Source organism: Hyphomicrobium sp. 802, from assembly GCF_000526135.1.
In the GTDB taxonomy this organism is placed as follows: Bacteria; Pseudomonadota; Alphaproteobacteria; order Rhizobiales; family Hyphomicrobiaceae; genus Hyphomicrobium_B.
Window position 1 is genome coordinate 3,913,209 of record NZ_JAFM01000001.1, and the last position, 16,551, is coordinate 3,929,759.

At 60.5% G+C, this 16,551-nt stretch carries 16 protein-coding genes, 1 other RNA gene and 1 pseudogene; 7 read left to right on the forward strand and 11 right to left on the reverse strand.

Going from position 1 to position 16,551, the window contains the following annotated elements:
• The first annotated feature begins 14 nt into the window (after window positions 1-14).
• Together HYP802_RS0119885 and HYP802_RS0119890 are read left to right on the forward strand one after the other, a co-directional pair.
• Window positions 15-2,012 (forward strand): ATP-binding protein, encoded by a 1,998-nt coding sequence (locus HYP802_RS0119885; RefSeq protein ID WP_024276397.1) that lies wholly within the window; start codon window positions 15-17, stop codon window positions 2,010-2,012.
• A 148-nt stretch (window positions 2,013-2,160) separates the two neighbouring features.
• Window positions 2,161-3,606: a mannose-1-phosphate guanylyltransferase/mannose-6-phosphate isomerase gene (locus HYP802_RS0119890; RefSeq protein WP_013949485.1), complete on the forward strand. Its 1,446-nt coding sequence runs from the start codon at window positions 2,161-2,163 to the stop codon at window positions 3,604-3,606.
• Between the two features lie 33 nt (window positions 3,607-3,639).
• Here HYP802_RS0119890 and pssA read toward each other — a convergent pair whose 3' ends face one another.
• From pssA to HYP802_RS0119940, 9 genes and pseudogenes are all read right to left on the reverse strand, one after another.
• Window positions 3,640-4,557 (reverse strand): CDP-diacylglycerol--serine O-phosphatidyltransferase, encoded by a 918-nt coding sequence (gene pssA, locus HYP802_RS0119895; RefSeq protein WP_024276398.1) that lies wholly within the window; start codon window positions 4,555-4,557, stop codon window positions 3,640-3,642.
• Window positions 4,558-4,622: 65 nt separating this feature from the next.
• On the reverse strand, window positions 4,623-5,336 hold the full coding sequence (locus HYP802_RS0119900; protein ID WP_013949487.1) for a phosphatidylserine decarboxylase: 714 nt from the start codon (window positions 5,334-5,336) through the stop codon (window positions 4,623-4,625).
• Window positions 5,337-5,381: 45 nt separating this feature from the next.
• The gene (locus HYP802_RS0119905) at window positions 5,382-6,848 is read right to left on the reverse strand and encodes a Do family serine endopeptidase (protein WP_013949488.1); all 1,467 of its coding nucleotides are present in this window, start codon (window positions 6,846-6,848) and stop codon (window positions 5,382-5,384) included.
• Window positions 6,849-6,968: 120 nt separating this feature from the next.
• A complete protein-coding gene (locus tag HYP802_RS0119910) occupies window positions 6,969-7,154 on the reverse strand; it encodes a DUF2065 domain-containing protein (protein WP_013949489.1) in 186 nt (61 codons plus the stop codon).
• The gene (locus tag HYP802_RS0119915) at window positions 7,151-8,050 is read right to left on the reverse strand and encodes a protease modulator HflC (RefSeq protein ID WP_024276399.1); all 900 of its coding nucleotides are present in this window, start codon (window positions 8,048-8,050) and stop codon (window positions 7,151-7,153) included. The genes HYP802_RS0119910 and HYP802_RS0119915 overlap by 4 nt, the downstream gene beginning before the upstream one ends.
• A gap of 1 nt (window position 8,051) precedes the next feature.
• Window positions 8,052-9,261, reverse strand: a pseudogene (gene hflK, locus HYP802_RS22625) (FtsH protease activity modulator HflK).
• 247 nt (window positions 9,262-9,508) lie between these two features.
• Window positions 9,509-10,033 (reverse strand): dihydrofolate reductase, encoded by a 525-nt coding sequence (locus tag HYP802_RS0119925; RefSeq protein WP_013949493.1) that lies wholly within the window; start codon window positions 10,031-10,033, stop codon window positions 9,509-9,511.
• Between the two features lie 289 nt (window positions 10,034-10,322).
• Window positions 10,323-11,117 (reverse strand): thymidylate synthase, encoded by a 795-nt coding sequence (locus HYP802_RS0119935; RefSeq protein ID WP_013949494.1) that lies wholly within the window; start codon window positions 11,115-11,117, stop codon window positions 10,323-10,325.
• A gap of 32 nt (window positions 11,118-11,149) precedes the next feature.
• Entirely contained in the window at window positions 11,150-11,908 is a 759-nt protein-coding gene (locus tag HYP802_RS0119940) for a CPBP family intramembrane glutamic endopeptidase (RefSeq protein ID WP_013949495.1), read from the reverse strand.
• 148 nt (window positions 11,909-12,056) lie between these two features.
• Between HYP802_RS0119940 and ssrA the strand changes: the two genes are divergently transcribed.
• Both ssrA and HYP802_RS0119945 read left to right on the forward strand, forming a co-directional pair.
• Window positions 12,057-12,496, forward strand: a transfer-messenger RNA (tmRNA) gene (ssrA, locus tag HYP802_RS23380).
• Window positions 12,497-12,600: 104 nt separating this feature from the next.
• A complete protein-coding gene (locus HYP802_RS0119945; RefSeq protein ID WP_013949497.1) occupies window positions 12,601-13,263 on the forward strand; it encodes a ClpXP protease specificity-enhancing factor SspB in 663 nt (220 codons plus the stop codon).
• Window positions 13,264-13,368: 105 nt separating this feature from the next.
• On the opposite strand, the gene HYP802_RS0119950 is transcribed toward HYP802_RS0119945, so the two are convergent.
• On the reverse strand, window positions 13,369-14,835 hold the full coding sequence (locus HYP802_RS0119950; protein ID WP_024276402.1) for a glycosyltransferase family 39 protein: 1,467 nt from the start codon (window positions 14,833-14,835) through the stop codon (window positions 13,369-13,371).
• Window positions 14,836-15,080: 245 nt separating this feature from the next.
• Between HYP802_RS0119950 and HYP802_RS0119955 the strand changes: the two genes are divergently transcribed.
• The 3 genes from HYP802_RS0119955 to HYP802_RS0119965 are packed head-to-tail and all read left to right on the forward strand — an operon-like array spanning window position 15,081 to window position 16,068.
• Window positions 15,081-15,404 carry a metalloregulator ArsR/SmtB family transcription factor gene (locus HYP802_RS0119955; RefSeq protein ID WP_024276403.1) on the forward strand — a complete coding sequence of 108 codons (324 nt, stop codon included), beginning with the start codon at window positions 15,081-15,083 and terminating at the stop codon, window positions 15,402-15,404.
• The gene (locus HYP802_RS0119960) at window positions 15,401-15,622 is read left to right on the forward strand and encodes a hypothetical protein (RefSeq protein ID WP_024276404.1); all 222 of its coding nucleotides are present in this window, start codon (window positions 15,401-15,403) and stop codon (window positions 15,620-15,622) included. Before HYP802_RS0119955 ends, HYP802_RS0119960 begins: the two co-directional genes overlap by 4 nt.
• Window positions 15,623-15,657: 35 nt before the next feature.
• On the forward strand, window positions 15,658-16,068 hold the full coding sequence (locus HYP802_RS0119965) for an SRPBCC domain-containing protein (protein WP_013949501.1): 411 nt from the start codon (window positions 15,658-15,660) through the stop codon (window positions 16,066-16,068).
• A 38-nt stretch (window positions 16,069-16,106) separates the two neighbouring features.
• On the opposite strand, the gene HYP802_RS0119970 is transcribed toward HYP802_RS0119965, so the two are convergent.
• Window positions 16,107-16,496, reverse strand: coding sequence for a GFA family protein (locus tag HYP802_RS0119970; RefSeq protein WP_013949502.1), 390 nt, complete (start codon window positions 16,494-16,496; stop codon window positions 16,107-16,109).
• Between the last annotated feature and the right edge of the window lie 55 nt (window positions 16,497-16,551).

Below are 16,551 nucleotides of genomic sequence, written 5' to 3' on the forward strand. Positions count from 1 at the left end.
CCTCCGGATCCTGAATGCCAAGCATCAGCACCCCGACTCCCGCGAACGGCAGCACCGACCTCTCGATCGGCCGTATCGTCTCAGTCACCGGCTCGAAAGCCATCGTGCTGCTTGACGGGGGCGGCGACCTGCGCTGCCGGTCACCGGAGCACCGCCCTGAAATGGGCACGCTTCTCGCCATCGACACCTCGCGCACGACCGTTCTCGCAATTGTTTCTGCGCTGAGCGTTCCGGTGCCCTCGCAGCGCGAGGGTGAAGGCGAGGTGTGGATTGCGGAACTGGGACTCGTCGGCGAGCTGGCAAACGCAAAATCCGAGAGTTCGACGACGTTCAACCGGGGCGTCACCGCATATCCCGCGCTTGGCGACCGGGTGCGCCTGGCGCAGAAACCCGAGCTTGAGGCAACGTTCTGCGGCGATCTTTCGGCCATGGTGCGCGTCGGGACCATCCGCCAGGACAACAGCATTCCGGCCATGGTGCGCGTCGACGAATTGCTCGGCAAGCATTTCGCCATTCTCGGCACGACGGGCACGGGCAAATCGTGCACGACGGCGCTCATCCTGCGCTCGATCGTCGAAAAGAACCCGGCGGCTCATATCGTTCTGCTCGATCCGCATAACGAATACGCGACCGCATTCCGCGAGTGGGCCGAGGTCATTTCTCCGCGCAACATGCAGCTGCCCTACTGGCTGCTGACGTTCGAGGAGATGGTGGAGGTTCTGGTCGGCGACGGCGATCGCAAGACCGAAATCGAAGTGCTGCAGGATCTCATTCCGATCGCAAAAACGCGCTACGCGATGGGACGCGCCGGAGAGCCTCCGCGCGGCCGACGCGGACTGGGAGACGCGAGCCGCTATACGGTCGATACGCCCGTTCCCTATCGCATCTCGGACTTGCTGTCGCTCATCGACGAACGGATGGGCAAGCTCGAAAATCGCAAGGATCTCGCGCCTTACCGCGTTCTGAAAAACCGCATCGAGACGCTGTCGCAGGATGGCCGCTACGCCTTCATGTTCGGTTCGCGGACGGTCTATGATTCCATGGCACAGGTGCTGAGCCGTCTGTTCCGCGTGCCAGTGAACGACAAACCCATCACCATTCTCGAACTGACCGGCATTCCGTCGGAAGTCGTCAACGTTGTCGTGTCGGTGTTGTGCCGCATGACCTTCGACTTCGCGCTGTGGAGCGAAGGCCAGGTGCCGGTGACGCTCGTCTGCGAAGAAGCGCACCGTTACGTTCCGGCGAACTCGGCGCTCGGGTTCGAGCCGTGCAAACGCTCGATTGCGAAAATCGCGAAGGAAGGCCGCAAGTACGGCGCGTCGCTTTGCATCGTCACGCAGCGCCCTGCGGAAATCGATCCGACAATCCTGTCCCAGTGCAATACTGTGTTCGCGCTGCGCATGTCGAACGACCGCGACCAGGCGATCGTGCAATCGGCTGTCGCGGACACCGGCTCGGGCCTGCTTGAATTCCTGCCCTCGCTCGGGCAACGCGAAGCCATCGCTTTCGGTGACGGTATGGCGCTGCCTGTCCGCATCAAGTTCGATGAATTGCCGAAGCACGGGCTACCGCGATCCTCGACCGCAGTTTTCTCGAAGCGCTGGCAGACATCGCTGAACGACGAAGGCTTCCTCGATCAAATCGTCGAACGTTGGCGCGCATCGGCCATTCCGGTGACGGCCGATGGCACGTCGTCTCAGCTGGCGATGATGGCCGATGCTCTCGGTCTTCAAGGCGCGCAGCCCATGGAAGCGCCCGCCCACGACCTCGCTCCGGAACCCGCCGGATATCGGTCGGCGACGATGCCGCCGCCCTATCCCGGTTCGGCCTCAACGACGCGTCCAAACAGCTCGATCGTCCGCCGCGAGACGTCGGCAGCGCCATCGTCTGAAGACGCCGCACCGATGCACAAAGCTACTTCTTCCGCACCACCAGCCAAGCCGGTGGCGCCATCTGCGGCGAGCACGTTCGATACGCTCAGATCGCTGCGGGAACGACTGGCACGCTCCTGATATCGCGTTCGCCCGAAAACGCTGTTCCCGGTCGATTATCCAAAATGAACCACTTGGAAACTGTCATGTTTCCGCGCTATCGTGGCGTCTTGTTCAACAAGCCATTGAGATTTAAATTTATTTCTCTTAACCGGGGTTAGTCTGTTCCATGAGCACCATTTATCCAGTGATCTTGTCGGGTGGTTCGGGGACGCGGCTTTGGCCGCTGTCGCGCTCGATGTATCCGAAGCAATTCATTCGCTTCTTCAATGGTCAGAATACGTCGTTTCTCGGCTCGGCGTTAGCGCGCCTGCCGCAGAAGGCCGGTTTCGAAGCGCCGATCCTGCTGTGCAACAACGATCATCGCTTTCTCGTGCGCGAGGAAGTCGACCGCGCCGGCATCGAGCCCAAGGCCATCATTCTTGAACCGATTGCGCGCAACACGGCGCCCGCGATTGCAGTTGCGGCGCTGATCGCGCTGCGTGACGATCCAAATGCGATTCTCGCCGTCATGCCGTCCGATCACGTCATCGGCGACGAGGCGCTCTTTGCAGAGAACATCCGGCGGGCTGCCGCCGTGGCCGAGACGGGCAAGCTCGTTCTCTTCGGCATCACGCCGACGGAGCCGCACACCGGCTACGGCTACATCAAGCGCGGCGCGGCGCTGTCAGGATTTGACGGCGACGCTTTCGAGGTTGCGAGCTTTGCCGAAAAGCCCGACCGCGCCACCGCCGAAGATTATCTGGCGGACGGCTCCTACTTCTGGAACAGCGGCATCTTCGCGCTCAATGCCAAGACGTTCCTCGCCGAGATCGAACGCTACGAGCCGGTCATTCTGGACGCAGCGCGCGCAGCACTTGCGGGCGCCAGCGAAGACCTCGGTTTCCTCCGGCTGGATAAGCCGAGCTTTGCGGCGTCGCCGAACATCTCGATCGACTACGCGGTGATGGAGAAGACGAACAAGGCCGCGATCCTGCCGATGGATGTCGGCTGGAACGACGTCGGCTCATGGTCGTCGCTGTGGGATATCGCGCCGCGCGATGACAAGGGCAACTTCATCAAGGGCGAAGCCGTGTTGGAAGATACATCCGGCTGCTATGTCCACTCAGAGAAGTCGATCGTGTCGACGATCGGGCTCAACGATCTCATCATCGTCAACACGCCGGATGCGCTGCTCGTTGCCGACAAGACCCGCACGCAGGACGTCTCGAAGGTCGTGCAGCGGCTGAAGCTGTCGAACCGCAAGGAGCAGGAACAACACCTGCGGAACTATCGGCCATGGGGCTACTTCGAGACGCTGAACATCGGGCCGCGGTTCCAGGTCAAGCTGCTGCACGTCAAGCCCGGCGGCAAGCTGTCGATGCAAATGCATCACCATCGCTCGGAGCATTGGATCGTGGTGCAGGGCACGGCGCAGGTTTCGATCGGCGATAAGGAACAGCTCGTTCGCGAGAACGAGAGCGTCTACATATTTGCAACGCAGTGGCACCGGCTGCAGAACCCCGGCAAAGTTCCCGTCGAGATCATCGAGGTGCAGATCGGATCGTACCTCGGCGAGGACGATATTCAGCGCACCGACGACATCTACAATCGCCAGCCCGAAGAGACGAAGTAAAGAGTGCGGAAATATCCGCGCCCCAAGAACTTCTTATTTTCCCGGATCGTTCGGACGGAACGCGAAGATGCGGCCTGTCGTCGTCTCAGGCTTTCCCGATGTGTCTCCCGGCGGAGATGCATCCGGAGAAGCGGCAGCCGACGCGGCCCCCTCACCTTCACACTTGTCGCGGAATGCACGCCAGCTCAGCGGAATGAAGCCGAGGTAAAGGCACGTCAGCACCGTCAACGTCTCGTAGGGATAGGTGAAGAGAAACGCGACGACGCCGATAGCGACAATGAAGATCGGCAACACCCATTCGCGGCGGACACGCTCTCCGAGCAGCTTGCCGGAATAGGTCGGAATGTTCGATACCATCATGAAGGCAATGAAGACGGTGTAGGTGAGCACGATTTTCAGCGCCCACTGCGACTTCGTTTCATCAAGACCGAGCTGAAAGAGATAGACCGGCAGCAGCACCGCAATGGCGGCGGCAGGCGTCGGCATACCCATGAAATAGTTCGACTGCCACTTCGGCCGATCGTCATCGAGGGCTGCATTGAAGCGCGCGAGACGCAGAGCGGAGGCCAGAGCGAAAATCATCACGCAGATCCAGCCCGCGCTTTTGAGGTCGCCGAGGCCCCAGTTGAAAATGAGGAACGCGGGCGCGACGCCGAAGTTGACGAAGTCGGCGAGGCTGTCGAGTTCGGCGCCGAAGCGCGAAGATGCTTTCAACAGGCGCGCGATGCGGCCGTCGATGCCGTCAAGGCAGGCGGCGAAGACAATCGCGGCGATGGCGAGATCCCAGCGGCCTTCGATGCCCATGCGGATCGACGTCAGACCAGCGCACAGCCCGAGCAGCGTGAAGAAGTTCGGGACGAGCATCCGCACCGGAACGCGCCGATGGCGAAACAGCGACCGGCGTCTGCGGCGGCGCGTTTCGGTTTCGATAAACGGCTCATCGTTCTCCATGGCAGCCTCCTTGCCCCCATGCCAAATTGAGATCGCTTTTCGACAACGTCGCGATCGTCCAGCCTCTAGGCGCGACGCGCCTCACGTTCCGGCTCCGGCGAGTGAAGATCCGCCAAAACGGTTTCGCCCGCAACTGCACGTTGGCCTATACTGACAAGAGCCGTTTTTCCGGGCGGCAGGTAGATATCGACGCGCGAACCGAAGCGAATCAGGCCGAATCGCTGGCCCACGCCGACGGCGTCGCCGACGTCAGAAAACGTCACAATGCGCCGCGCGACGAGACCTGCGATCTGGACAACGCCGACATCGCCGTCGGTCGGCGTTTCGATGACGAGGATGCGCCGCTCGTTATCCTCGCTCGCCTTGTCGAGGGCGGCATTCAGGAATTTACCCGGAACATAGAGCGAGCGAATGATGCGACCGGCGACCGGCGAGCGGTTGATATGGACATCGAACACCGACAGGAACGTCGAAATGCGGACGCGTTCCTCGGAGCCGAGACCAAGCTCTGCCGGCGGAATGATCTTCTCGATGCCGGAAATCTTGCCGTCGGCGGCCGAGACGACGAGGCCGGGCCGAAGCGGCGTCACGCGCAGCGGGTCGCGGAAAAAGTAGATGACCCATGCCGTGATGCCGGCGCAAAGCCAGCCGAGCGGCGGATAAAGAAAGAAGAACAGCAGCGTCACCGCGGCGGCGATCGCGATGAACTTGTGTCCATCGGGATGCACGGGCGAAAGCTGGTCAAAGATCGTATCGAGTAAGCCGTGACCCTCAGACACCAATTCTCTCCTGGCGTGAATTTTCAGATGGCGATAGCACGCCCGTTACGACACCGGTACGGCGACGAAACGAAGATCCCCTTTCGAATCCTCGACGCGCAATAGCACGGCCTTGCGACCGGACTTCTTCACCTTCTCGATGCTTTTGGCGACATCCTGCGGATCGGACACGGTGTCCTGGGCCGCTTCGACGATGACGTCACCTGCCTTCAGCCCCTTGGTGGCTGCCGGGCTTTGCGGATCGACGGCCTCGATGACGACGCCGGCGATCTTGGCGTCAAAACCATATTTCTTACGCAGTTCATCGGTCAGCGGCGACAGGCGCATTCCGATAATGGCCGAGCCCTTCGGATCTTCGTCTTCCGTGCCCTCGTCGCTTTTGAGGTCGCTGGCGTTATCGTCATCGTCTTCGAGACGACCGACCGTCACCTTCGTGCTCTCCTGCTTGCCCTTGCGCAGCAGCTCGACGTCGACGGCCTTACCGATGGGCGCCTGCGATACGATCTTCGGCAGGCCGCGCATGCTCGTCACTTCCTTGCCGTCGAACTTCAGGATGACGTCACCCGGCTGCAATCCGGCTTTCGAAGCGGGGCTGTCGGGCGTGACGGCCGCGACGAGCGCGCCTTCGTTTTCATCGAGCCCGAGCGTTTCGGCGATCTCATCGGTCACTGATTGGATTTTAACGCCGAGCCAGCCGCGGCGAACCTCACCGTACTGCTTCAACTGGTCGACAACGTTCGAGACGGTGTCGGACGGCACCGCAAAGCCGATGCCGATCGAGCCGCCGGTCGGAGAAATGATCGCAGTGTTCACACCGATCACCTCGCCGTTCATGTTGAACAGCGGACCGCCGGAGTTGCCCTTGTTGATGGCGGCATCCGTCTGCAGGTAGTCGTCATACGGACCGGAATTGATGTCGCGGCTCTTGGCCGAGATGATGCCCATCGACACCGAGCCGCCGAGCCCGAAAGGATTGCCGATCGCCATGACCCAGTCGCCGACCTCGATGGCGTCGGAGGAACCAAACTTCACATCTGCCAGCGGCTTCTTCGGTGACACCTTCAGAAGCGCCAAGTCGGATTTGGTATCGCGGCCGATGACCTTGTCGACGACCAGTTTCGAGCCGTCGTGGAAATTCACGTCGATCTCTTCCGCGCCCTCGATGACGTGGTTGTTGGTGACGATCAGGCCTTCCTTGCCGTCGATGACGAAGCCGGACCCGAGAGAGGAAATCTTGCGGTCGCCGTGCGGAACTCCGCCGCGCTTGTTGAAGAAATCATCGAAGAAGTCTTCGAACGGCGCACCTTTCGGCACTTTTGGCAGCGGCACGCCCGCCGGCCCCTTCACGGTCTGCGACGTCGAAATGTTGACGACGGCATCGGAGAGTTTCTTGGCCAGCGGAGCAACAGACGCGGGCCCGTATTGGAACGTCTCAGCCCAGGCGCCTGGCACGTTCAACAATCCAAGGCTCAAACTCAAGCCGAGAAGAAGCGCCGAAACTTTCTTCGTCATTGCAAGGAACTCCAAGTCTGACCGGCACCCGAGGACCGCCGCGAACCTATGCTAGCTCGCCCAACATCAAAGCGTGAACATGGCAAGGTAGCATATCGCCAGCATGCGGGGATAAGTTGCCTATCCCCGAGCGAGCCAGACTACAAATACGCCAACGGCCACTGCGGCGACGGCGCAGATCTGGATGCGGCCGGTGGAGAAATTTGCAATCTCTTCAACGGTCCGCCGCGCAAACTGCGGCGCGGCGGCCCATAAGAGACCCTCAAGGACAAGGGCGACGCCCAGTCCCGCCAGGAGGTCGTTCATCGCTGCGGCGCGGGAGCAGCCGCAGCGGGAGGCTTGCCGTTAGGGTCCTCAAAGTACCGGAAGAATTCGCTGTTGGGAGACAGCAGCATGCGGGTATCGCCCGGCTTTAAAGCCGTCGTATACGCCTGCATCGACCGGTAGAAGCGGAAGAAGTCCGGGTCCTGGCCAAAGGCTTCAGCGAAGATGCGGCTGCGCTTGGCCTCACCGTCACCGCGGATTTCATCTGACTTCTGCGTGGCGGTCGCCTTGATGATCGTCACGTCCTTGTCGGCGTTGGCGCGAACGCGGTTGCTTTCGGCCTCGCCCTGGGCGCGAAGCTCAGTCGCCTCGCGAACACGGTCGGCCCGCATGCGGTCGTAAACCTTGACGAGGTTTTCCTGCGGAAGATCGGCGCGCTTGATACGGACGTCGACGACTTCGAGGCCATAGTCGCGGCCTTCCGTATTCACCTGCTCGGCGATCTGCTTCATCAGCGATTCACGCTTGTCTTTCACGACCTCTTGTAAGGTCGCGGAGCCAAGCACGCGGCGGATTTCAGATTCGATCAGCGGGCCGACGACTTCGCGGACGCGATCTTCGTCGTGGACGTTCTGATAGAACTTCAGCAAGTCGACGATACGATAACGAGCGTAAGCATCGACGATGAGACGCTGCTGATCGGAAGCCGTCACTTCCTGCTCGGTCGTGTCGAGATCGAGGATACGTTTGTCGAATTTCTCGACCGTATCGATGAACGGCATCTTCCAATGCAGGCCCGGCTGGGTGATTGCAGGCTGTGCCTTACCGAAGCGCAGGACAAGCGCCTGCTCGTTCTGGTGGACGATGAAGGCGGAGGAATAGAGCACCACCGCGGCGACGCCGATAACGGCGAGAATGAAAGCGAAGAACGCACGCATGTTATTTCGCTCCATCCGTATCGGTGGTGGTCTGATCATCACTTGGGCGACGCTGGAGTTGCTCCAGCGGCAAGAACGGAACGACGCCCTGGCCGTTGCTCTTCTGGTCCAGAATGATCTTGTCGGCGCCGGAGAGCACGCGCTCCTGCATTTCGAGATAGAGCCGTTCGCGCGTCACGTCGGGCGCCTTCTTGTATTCGTCGTAGACCTTGAGGAAGCGAGCGGCCTGACCGGTTGCTTCCGCGACCGTCTGATCGCGATAGCCCTCGGCGGCGGCGATGATGCGATCGGCATCACCATGCGCGCGCGGCACGACCTGATCGGCATACGTCTGCGCCTGCTTGATGAGCGTTTCCTTTTCCTGAGCCGCTGCTGCGACTTCGCGGAACGAGCGGATGACTTCTTCCGGCGGATCGACCTCTTTCAGCTGAACCTGGTCGATCTTGATACCGGCGCCGTAGGAATCGAGCGTCTTCTGCATGAGCTTCTGCACGGCTTCCTGCGTCGCCTGTCGGCCGCCTGTCAGAAGCGGCTGCAGGTTCGACTGGCCGACGACTTCGCGCATGGCGCTTTCGGCAACCTCGCGCACCGTCGTCTCGGGCTGCGCAATGTTGAACAGGAATTGCTCGACGCCGGTCTGGCCGTTGGCTTCATTCTTGTCAGGGCTGATGCGCCAGAAGACGACGAAGCGGACATCAACGACGCTACCGTCGCCCGTCAGCATCAATCCGCTGTCACGGCCACCGATGATGCTGCGGCCCCGCGCCGATTTCGATGGTGCGCTGCTGCGTGACCTTCGGCAGACGGACTTCCTCGATCGGATAGGGCAAGCGCCAGTTGAGGCCGGGGCCGACCCAGCGCTCATACTTGCCGAAGCGGAGCACGATGCCCTGCTCGTCCGGGTTCACGCGGAAGAAAAAGCCGTAGAAGACGACGCCCGCGAGAACGAGCATCGCAATAAAGAACAGGAACGGTTTGGGCACGCCGCCGCCGAGGCCGGCGCCGCCACTGCCGTTGCCGCCGCCACCGCGCATCACCTGACGCATGCGATCCTGGCCGCGACGCAGAATTTCATCGAGATCCGGCGGTTCTTTCCCGCCGCCACCGCCGCCCTGCGGTCCCCATGGCCCTTGGCCCCAAGGGCCGCCTCCACCTTTGCGGCCGCCGTTTCCCCCACCGCTGCCGCTACCGCCTTGACTACTCCAGGGCATAAATCAGGGCCTCTTTCGAATTTGAGCTGAAGATTAAAATCGTGCCCCCCAATGGCCTTTTCGAGATGTGGCGGCACCGTGGTGACGCCGGATGTAAACACACGCACTGCAAAGGCCTGAGCAACGTAGATAAAACCGGGATTTGCGCAGCTTATAGGGCAGGGCCCCGACGTTCGCAAATTTCCCGTTGGTTTGGCTAATCGCAATTTGGGGCCTCGGCACGCGCCTTCAAGGGCGGCCGGGCTTTTCAAGCGTCCTGCTTTTGGCGATCGTAAACAACGAGTGTTGCGGCGTGGTCGTCACGCGGGCCTTGGGGCAGCGGCTCGCTGCTTAACTCGCGCCATTCGGCTGCATCGAGCGCGCCGAAATGGCGGTCGCCTTCGACATCGGCGTGAACACGGGTCAGATAAATTCGATCTGCAACGGGGAGAGCGGCCTCGAATACCTGAACGCCGCCGATAACCATGATCTCATCGGCGCCGCGGGTTTTGGCGAGCACTCGGGCCAGCGTCAGCGCGTCAGCTACGGACTCGCAGGTCGAGACGCCTGCTACCTCGAAGGCCGGATCTCGCGTGATGACGATATTATCGCGGCCGTCCAGCGGCTTGCCGATGGAGTCGAACGTTTTTCGGCCCATGACGATGGGCTTGTCCATCGTCAGGCGGCGAAATGTTTTCAGATCGGACGAGAGCCGCCACGGCAGCGCGCCGTCACGGCCGATGACGCCGTTTTCCGAAACGGCGACGATCAGGGATATGCGTGTGTCATTCATCGGCGGGGCATAGCATTATTTGTTTGCTCTTTGCGACTCCCCTGCGGGCAGCCGGCCGCAAAGCGCGGGATTGTTGGTGCCGGCGACTCTGCTGCGCAGAGCTTTCCGTTTGTCCGCGACGACTCTCCTTCATCGAGCCGGCCGTCGCAGACGGAGACCCAGCAACGTCATCCCGGCGAAGGCCGAGATCCAGTCAAATCGAAAGCAACGAAGATGCCGATGCTTGTCTGGGTGCCGACCCCGGCCTTCGCCGGGGCAGGCTCTTCGTCGGCATGACGGTGGACCTGGCTTACACCGCCACGGGCGCTTTGATGTGGGGGTGCGGGTCGTAGCCCGACAGCGTGAAGTCTTCGTATTTGAAATCGAAGATCGAGGCGACGTCCGGGTTGATCGTCATCGTCGGCAGCGGCCGTGGATCGCGCGAAAGCTGCAGGTCGGCCTGTTCGAGATGATTGAGATAAAGGTGCGCATCGCCGAACGTGTGCACGAACTCGCCCGGCTTCAGCCCGGTTACCTGCGCCATCATCATCGTCAGCAGCGCGTAGCTCGCGATGTTGAACGGCACGCCTAGGAAAGTATCGGCCGAACGCTGATAAAGCTGGCACGAGAGCTTGCCGTCGGCGACGTAGAATTGAAAGAGGCAGTGGCACGGCGCGAGCGCCATCTTCGAGAGGTCGCCCGGGTTCCAGGCCGTCACGATGATGCGGCGCGAATCCGGATTGCGCTTCAGATCAGACACCGCGTTCGTAATCTGGTCGATGGTCGAGCCGTCGGCGGCTTCCCAGCTTCGCCACTGCTTGCCGTAGACCGGACCAAGATTGCCCTCCGAGTCTGCCCACTCGTCCCAGATGCTGACGCCATGTTCCTTCAGATACTGCGTGTTCGTCGCGCCGGCGAGGAACCACAGCAGCTCGACGATGATCGACTTGGTGTGCAGCTTCTTGGTCGTGACGAGCGGAAAGCCGTCGGCGAGATCAAAGCGCATCTGATGACCGAAGACGGACAGCGTGCCGGTGCCGGTGCGGTCGGTCTTTTCGGTACCGTGGTCGCGCACGCAGCGCAGAAGATCGAGGTATTGTTGCATGGGGTCAGACTTATGCGATTCTGGAACGACCTTCAGCCCGTGGTCAGCGCACTGTTGGGCGCCAAGACCATAAGCAGAATGATCAATGAGTTGTAGCACCCATGGCAGACCATCGGGGTCAGCAGGCTGCCGGTGCGCTCGCGCAGCCACGCCAAGTAAAGGCCGATGAGCGTGATCGCGCCGAGACCGTAAAGCGAATAGTTGGCGTGGAGGGAGGCCCACGCGACCGCTGTAATGGCCGTCGCCCCCACAAAGCCTAGCGGCGATTGCCGCAGTGCACCGAAGATCAGCCCGCGAAACAGCAATTCTTCCGCCAACGGTGCGCCAACGCCGGCGGCCAGCAGGATGAGCCACCACGTCCGCGACTTCATCATCTCGGAAAAAGGCTGCAGATCGTGGCGCAGCGCATCCGGATTGAAGACGAAGACGAGCGAGGCGAAGCAGGTCGCGAGCGAGACAAGAGCGATGACAGCGAGGAGGAGCGTCCAGATCCCGCCGCGCGGCATGGCAAAACTCAACGTGCCGGCGCCCGTCGTCCGGCGTCCGTAGGCATTGACCATCAGGACCGAGGCGACCGTCACCACCTGGAAGGCGAACAGCGAAGACGCGACGCGGCCGGTCAGCAGCGCCTCAAGCTCGCCTGCGGCAAATGCGCGAGGCTCATGAATTTGGGCCCAGACGTCGAACAGCCAGGCTGCTCCATACCCGGCTTGGGTGGCCAGAATAATGATCACGACGGCCAGAGCGGCCGTGACCACGACGCCTTTCCAGGTCTGAATTATGTTTTCCACGGGGGATTATCTGCTTCTTTCCGGCGGCGGTCGCATCGAAACACCCGCGTAAATACGGCATCCGGGGGTCCGCCTGAGCCGGTTGATCGTCACCCAGCCGTCACAGCGGGTAACAGGTTTTCAGGGCGAGCGAAACTAGGTCACCGAAACGCTTTTTTTCGTAAGCGTTGCCCCCTATATTCAGTGGTGCTGGCTCTGCCAGCTATGGCGATAAACGCGGTCGTAATAAGCCGATCGGACCCGGGGGCGGTACCCGGCGCCTCCACCATTTTATGCTGGGCCTTGCGACTCCCCCTTCCCGGGGAGCCGGCGGCAAGGCCCGGTGATCTCGTTGGGTTTCCCTGCGAGCACCGGCCGTAAGGCCCAGCTGTTATGGGGGCGAAATAGGATCGACGAAGGTGTAAAGGACTTAGCTTTTGCCCGGCATGATACCACCGTTATCGGGTCATACAGAATAGTTGCCAATGACAACTATGCTGAGGCCGCTCTCGCTGCGTAATGCAGCGCGACTAGCCTGAACTTGAAGCCCTTGCCCCTAGCAGGGTAAGGCGCGGTCCGGAGGGCACCGGGCAACAGAAGCCCTCCACCTTTCCGCCTGCGCGCCGAGGTAAACTTGACGGCGCGGGCTTGACGGGACGGGAAATCTGATTTCAGAGGTCAGATGGAATTCAAGTAGGATCGAAGGCTGAGGCATGGCATCGGGGCCGTCCATAGATTACGGGAAACTGCAGCAGGAGGCGATGCGCGGGGTCGTGCGCGCCGTTCTGCAACGGGTCGTCAAGACGGGACTCCCCGGTGAGCACCACTTTTATATTTCCTTCCTGACGCAGGCTCCGGGCGTGATCCTGTCGAAGCGGCTCAAGGAAAAATATCCGACCGAGATGACGATCGTCCTCCAGCATCGCTTCTGGGACCTGATCGTTTCCGACGAGCGATTCGAAGTGAAGCTGACGTTCGACGGCATTCCGGAACGTCTCGTCGTGCCGTTCGCGGCGATCAAGGTCTTCATCGATCCGAGCGTACGCTACGGCCTGCAGTTCGATGAAGAAACGAACGAGCAGGAGGCTGCCTCTTCGCCTCGCGCCATCGACGCAACCTACGATGACGCGAGCACCGAAGCGCCGCGTCCGAAGAAGCCGCGCGCGCCGCGCAAGCCCCGCACCGCCGAAAAGGATGCGCAAAACATCTCGACGCTGACGGCGGTCGAACCGGTGGACGTGCTGCCGCCCAATCCGGAGCCTGCAACGCGCGCCGGAGAAAACCTGCCGAGCGACGGCGACGAAGATGCGGCGGAGAAACAGCCCGAAAGCGGCGGCGCAAAAATTCTGAGCTTGGATCAGTTCAGGAAGAAGTGAGCCGTCTTTGACGGCCGCTCTCGTTATCGTTCGAAACGAGCGAACCGCAGCCGATAAGAGCATCGGATTGATGCTCCCATTTCGTCGGTCGATGCCGGCTTCTTGCTAGTTCAATCGAAGCAACGCGAAGTGGTTAAACGCGAGAACCGATGTCATCAGTCCGTGGCTTCGAGCGAGCATGGCACGCGCATCAGTCTCCGGCGCGACAAGCCAAGCTGGCCTCGTAATATTTGCTATTTGGTTGGGCGTTATCGTCATCACCGGGACGCGCACATACGGAAGTTCGTTCAAGGCCACATCCCAGCCCGTTCGATAGACTGGGGCTGGCGCTTCCTTTACGAGCGTTGCGATTTTCGCGCCGTCGACTTTTGAACGAATATATCCGGGCGTCAGGAACACGTCACTCATCGAGTGGAAAATCGCGTATCCTAACAGAGCGGCGACGAGCACACCGACCGTCGCAACGAACGGCGCCATTCGTTGCGACAAGGCATCAAATGCAACGCCCCCAAGAACGCACAAGGGTAGCACCGCAGGCAAGATGTAACGCGGGTTAACTTCGGCCGGCCAGAACAGAACAACCAAAGTGCACGTCAGAGCGTAGCAGCTGACGGCCAGGATGAAGTGCCGGCGAGGTTTCGTTTCCATAGCGCTGAAGTCGGCAAGCGGAAGAGCCGCCGCCAGCAGTGCAGCCGGCAAACATTCGAAAAAGAAATCGGCGCCGTTCGCAAACGGGTGAGGCCACACAACGCCGTTGGACGAAAGCCGCGTGTAGCGCAGCCATTCGCCTTGATCTCCGGCGACGAAAACATGGGCATACCACAACGCAGTTGGAACCGTTGCGATACAGCCGGCGAGGATGAGGCCAGGAAATTGACGCCACCCGGCGGTCAACGAGAGAAAGACGAAGATGCCGAGAAAGAAATAGGCCGTCGGTTGCGGACCCTTCATAAGGGCGGCGATCGCTAAGATGGCTCCAATGATAATCCAACGACCGACCGTCAGCCGTTCGGCGACATATGCATTCCACCACACCAGAAAAGCGCCAAACAATAATACCGCTAGCGGAAGGTCCGCCACGGACGTCACGTAGTATCTCATGACGAGCGGGCAGGCCAAAAACAGCAGGGCCCCAAAGCATGCAGCTTCAGGACTGGCATTCGGCCGTACTGCGCGCCAGATCAGAACAGTGCCCGCGACAAGCGAAAGCACCACGGGCAGACGCGCGATAAATGGGGACACTTGGCCAAACGGCATACTCAGCGCAGCAATAACCCAGGACAGGAGCATAGGTCGCTCTATCCAGCGCAGATTGTACATATGCTGACTAAACCAATTCCCGTCATCCAAGGCGCTTTGAGCCACGGTGACAGTTAGTCCTTCGACGTAGTGATATCCGTGAAGGAGAGATTGCGGCACGGAGACGATGAGCGCCAAGGCGATGATGAGGACTATCGCATCGCTGCGATGGGCTAGCGCTTTGAATATTCTCTTTGAATGCTGAGCGAGAAGCGGAAGACGCAGCGCGCGCAAACCTTTGGCTTGGGCCAACCCGACGATTTCGTCTGACATGCTTTTTGAATTGCCCCGAGACAGGTTTGCAAAATGACGCCAGGAGGAATTGCCGTTCCTGGCGGCAAAATCAGGTCATCGGTCATACGATCCTGTAACACGATATGTGTTCCGTGTACGCACTGGCTTGCGCAACCTCTCTCTCATCTTCCCATGTCACTGACCACTCCTCCTTCTTTGGCGCTTGACTGATACATAACTGGTCGGATATGTATCCATTCATAGCCAATGGGTTATGGATTGCGATGCAGGGCACTCACGACATTCTTTTTCGCACACTCGCCGATCCCACACGGCGCGCCATTTTCGAGCGTCTGTGCCGTAATGGAGAGCAAACAGTCAGTATGCTGACGGCGCAAGCTGGGATTTCGCAGCCGGCCGTTTCGAAACATCTCGGCATCTTGAAAGATGCCGGGCTCGTGCGCGACCGGCATGAAGGCCGGCAGACGCACTACAGCGCAAAGGTCGGCGCGCTTGCTCCACTCATCGACTGGACGAGCCAGATGACCGGCTTCTGGCAGAGCCGTTTTGATCAACTCGAAGACCTGCTGAAGAGGATGGACCAATGACTCTCGACATTTGGGTTCGGCAAATCCACCGCTGGCTGTCGATTGCTTTTACTGTGGCGGTCGCCGCCAATTTCATTGTGCGGATTTGGGGCGAACCGCCCACGTGGATCGTCTATTCGCCATTGCTTCCACTCTTTTTGCTGCTGTTTAGCGGGCTCTACATGTTCGCTCTGCCCTACATGGCGAAATCACGCCGCAGGGCCAATGCCCTCCAATGACACGCATCGCAACGAAGAAAATGAGAGGACGCCCCATGAAGCAGACTGCGAGCGAAACGCTGTCCGTCGTCATCGAGCGCGATATTCCCTATCCGGCGGAGAAGATCTGGCGGGCGCTGACACAGCCGCATCTGATCGAAGAGTGGCTAATGCAGAACGACTTCGTGCCGGTGGTCGATCATCGCTTCAATCTTCGCGCCGACTGGGGCGCCGTCGATTGCAAGGTTCTGGTCGTCGAACCGAATGCTTCGTTGTCGTACACTTGGGCAGCCTATGGTCTTGAGAGCGTCGTGACGTGGACGCTCACGCCGACGGCTACAGGGACGCGTCTGCGCATGGAGCAGTCTGGCTTCCGGCCGGATCAGCAGCAGGCATATCAAGGCGCGAAGTTCGGCTGGCCGAAGTTCTTCGACAATCTCGACAGCGTGCTCGCGAAAACGGAATAGCGCCAATCTGATGATACCTTCTAGCCGCGTCACCGCCGCTAGAACCACATATCGCGGACGCAGCGTCCGTCGCGCGGAAGGTCATCGAAACTCACAAGACCATCGAAGTGATCGATCGGGATCGCGGCGATGGCGTCAGGCTGGGTGAGGCGAAGGTTTACGGCGATCCGGCGGCGGCCGTCTTCCTGGGCGAAACATGCGCGCCAATAGGCCACGCATCCGCACTCGGGACAGAAGTGAAATTCGAGGGTCTTGCCGCGGGTGTAAGCTTTCGTCTGGCCCGAGACACGGATGCGCTCATTTTCGAAGTCGTAGGTCCAAAGTACACCGTAGCGGCGGCAGACCGTACAATTGCAGGCGGTGGCATCCTGCGGGACGCCATCGAACGTCCAGCGCACAGCGCCGCAGTGACAGGATCCTTCCAGCATTCCGCTATTCTCCCTGGCCACTCGACTTACGAGAAAAGCGACGAATGGAGAAGTA